At 72.7% G+C, this 2,918-nt stretch carries 3 protein-coding genes; all 3 read left to right on the forward strand.

Features of this window, described 5'->3' with window-relative positions; all coding sequences use genetic code 11:
* Positions 1 to 139: 139 nt before the first annotated feature.
* The 3 genes from ACWGIU_RS34500 to ACWGIU_RS34510 are packed head-to-tail and all read left to right on the forward strand — an operon-like array spanning position 140 to position 2,834.
* Positions 140 to 1,036, forward strand: coding sequence for a metal-dependent hydrolase (locus tag ACWGIU_RS34500; protein ID WP_453712048.1), 897 nt, complete (start codon positions 140 to 142; stop codon positions 1,034 to 1,036).
* The gene (locus ACWGIU_RS34505) at positions 1,033 to 2,079 is read left to right on the forward strand and encodes a PDR/VanB family oxidoreductase (protein WP_453712049.1); all 1,047 of its coding nucleotides are present in this window, start codon (positions 1,033 to 1,035) and stop codon (positions 2,077 to 2,079) included. Before ACWGIU_RS34500 ends, ACWGIU_RS34505 begins: the two co-directional genes overlap by 4 nt.
* Before the next feature lie 23 nt (positions 2,080 to 2,102).
* A complete protein-coding gene (locus tag ACWGIU_RS34510) occupies positions 2,103 to 2,834 on the forward strand; it encodes a TetR/AcrR family transcriptional regulator (protein ID WP_453712050.1) in 732 nt (243 codons plus the stop codon).
* Positions 2,835 to 2,918 lie beyond the last annotated feature (84 nt).

Below are 2,918 nucleotides of genomic sequence, written 5' to 3' on the forward strand. Positions count from 1 at the left end.
ACGATCCGGAAGGGACGAGCCGGTCCGCGGGACACCGCTACGCATACTGCCCGGGCGCGGACGCGCCCGGGCAGTGGCATGTCGGAGAAGTCGGCGCACGGGTCTTCTCCTCCCCCCTACCCATCAGTACATTGACGCCATGTCTAATACGCCGCTCGCGCCCGCCCCCGTGGCGTCGGAACACGTGGACCTGAGGCCCCGGAACGTGTCCTTCGGCTGGGAGGACACCCCGCTCCACTGGCTGCCCGGCGACCCGTTCGCCGGACACATGATCAATGTGCTGCACCTGCTGCTCCCCGCGGGAGAGCGCTGGTTCGTCCACGTCTGCAAGCAGGTGCTCCCGTACATCGAGGACGAGCGGCTGCGGGCGGACGTCGTCGGCTTCATCGGCCAGGAGGCCATGCACGCCACCGCGCACGACGACGTGCTCCCCCACCTGAAGCGGCTGGGACTGGACCCGACCCCCTACACCGCGCAGGTGGACTGGCTGTTCGAGAAGCTCCTCGGCGACCGGACCCTGCCACCGGGCCGGGCCCGCCACTGGTGGCTGATGGAACGGGTCGCGATGATCGCGGCGATCGAGCACTACACGGCGTTCCTGGGCGACTGGGTGCTGAACGCCGAGGCGCTGGACCGGCGGGGCGCCGACCCCACCATGCTGGACCTGCTGCGCTGGCACGGGGCGGAGGAGGTCGAGCACCGTTCGGTGGCCTTCGACCTCTTCATGCACGTCGACGGCAACTACCGGCGCCGGGCCCGCACCTGGGCGACCGCCTTCTCGGCCCTGGTGTTCCTGTGGCAGCGCGGGGTGCGCTTCTTCATGGAGAACGACCCCCACCTGGTGGACGGCAAGGCCTCTTTCGGGAAGTTCTTCGTGGCCGGGCAGCAGGGGGTGCTCCCGTCCACGGGAGCGATGCTGAAGTCCATCCCGAGATACCTCTCCCGTACCTACCATCCCTCGCAGGAGGGCTCGACGGCCCAGGCGGTGGCGTATCTCGCCGCCTCCCCCGGCGCGAACGGCGGGCCGCGGGCATGAGGCGCGCCCTCGCCGTCACGGCCGTCGCGGGCGCGGCCTGGGTGACCCGGCGCGCCCTGAAGCGCCGCATCGGCGACTCCCCGCTCTGGCCGCTGCCGGCCCTGGAGACTCCGGTCTCGGGCCGTTCCCCGCGCCGCGCGCTGCGTGCGCTGATCGTCTCCCGTACGGAGCCTGCGCGCGGCGTACTGCACCTGACCCTGGAGTCACCGGACCTCCCGGCGTGGACCCCGGGCGCACACGTGGACGTCACCTTGCCCTCGGGCCTGGTCCGCCAGTACTCGCTGTGCGGCGACCCGGCGGACGACGGCCGGTACGCGATCGCGATCCGGCTCGTGGAGGACGGCCGGGGCGGCTCCCGCGAGGCGCACGCGCGGCTGGTCGAGGGCGCCGAGCTGGAGCTGCGCCCGCCGCGCAACCGCTTCGAGCTGCTCCCGGCGGCCTCGTACGTCTTCGTCGCGGGCGGCATCGGCATCACCCCGATCCTGCCGATGCTGCGGGCCGCCACGGCGGCGGGCGCCGACTGGACCCTCCTCTATGGGGGCCGCACGCGCGCCTCGATGCCCTTCCTGGCCGATCTCGCACCCTACGGCGACCGGGTGTCGGTCCTGGCCGAGGACGAGACGGGCCTGCCCGAGCTGGCCGCGGTGTCCGCTGCGGCGCCCGGCACGCTGGTCTACTGCTGCGGTCCGGAGCCTTTGATGCGGGCCGTCATGGCGGCGGCCGCGGATCCGGCGGCGGTGCACCTGGAGCGCTTCGCGCCGGAGGGTGAGGCAGGTCCGGGGCGGCCCTTCACGGTCGAACTGCGCCGCTCGGGCCGGACCGTGGAGGTGGCGGCGGACGAGAGCACCCTGGCCGCGGTGCGCCGGGAGCTGCCGGACACCCCGTACTCCTGCGAGCGGGGTTTCTGCGGGACCTGCCAACACCGGGTGCTGGCGGGCGGGGTGGACCACCGCGACGAGCTGCTCACGGACCAGGAGCGCGAGGATTCGATGCTGCTGTGCGTCTCGCGCGCGAAGGGGGACCGGCTGGTCCTGGACCTGTGAACGCTCCCCAGTAGGGTGTCCGCATGACAACCGGGGTGCGACGCAGGATGGGTGTCGAAGAGCGGCGGCAGCAGCTGATCGGGGTTGCCCTGGAGCTGTTCAGCAACCGCTCGCCCGACGATGTGTCGATCGACGAGATCGCGGCGGCCGCGGGGATATCCCGGCCGCTCGTCTACCACTACTTTCCGGGCAAGCTGAGCCTGTACGAGGCCGCGCTGCGGCGGGCGGCCGACGAGCTGGCGCTGCGGTTCGTGGAGCCCCGGGAGGGGCCTCTCGGGGCGCGCCTGCTGCGGGTGATGGGGCGGTTCTTCGATTTCGTCGACGACCACGGGCCGGGCTTCTCGGCGCTGATGCGGGGCGGTCCGGCCGTCGGCAGCAGCCGGACGAACGCGATGATCGACGAGGTCCGGCAGGCGGCGTACGAGCAGATCCTCACGCACCTGGGCATCGGGCTGGAGCGTACGCCCGCGCGCCTGGAGCTCGTGGTGCGGTCCTGGGTGTCGCTCGCCGAGTCCACCGCGCTGATCTGGCTGGACGGGCGCCGGATCCCGCGGGGCGAGCTGGAGTTGCAGCTGGTGCACGACTTCGCCGCGCTGGCCGCCGTGAGCGCCGCGTACGACGCGGAGATGGCGGGGATCCTCGTACGCATCCTGGCCGACGAACCCGCCGACGGCCCCTTCGGGGAGCTGGTCGGGCGGCTCGGTGCGCTGGTGCCGGGCGGGGCGTCGGAAGGGATCCCGGACGGGGTGCCTTAGGCCGTCTCTTTCGGATCTTGTCGGCCGAGCCCGCGGCGTCCGGTGCCATGCCCGGCAAGGCGGAGGGGCGCCCGTGTACTGGAC

The sequence above is a fragment of the Streptomyces sp. NPDC054840 genome, from assembly GCF_053611065.1.

Bases quoted from the DNA above. Each gene is read 5' to 3' on its own strand.
- ACWGIU_RS34500 (WP_453712048.1), top strand. From the start codon at position 140: ATGTCTAATACGCCGCTCGCGCCCGCCCCCGTGGCGTCGGAACACGTG.
- ACWGIU_RS34505 (WP_453712049.1), top strand. From the start codon at position 1,033: ATGAGGCGCGCCCTCGCCGTCACGGCCGTCGCGGGCGCGGCCTGGGTG.
- ACWGIU_RS34510 (WP_453712050.1), top strand. From the start codon at position 2,103: ATGACAACCGGGGTGCGACGCAGGATGGGTGTCGAAGAGCGGCGGCAG.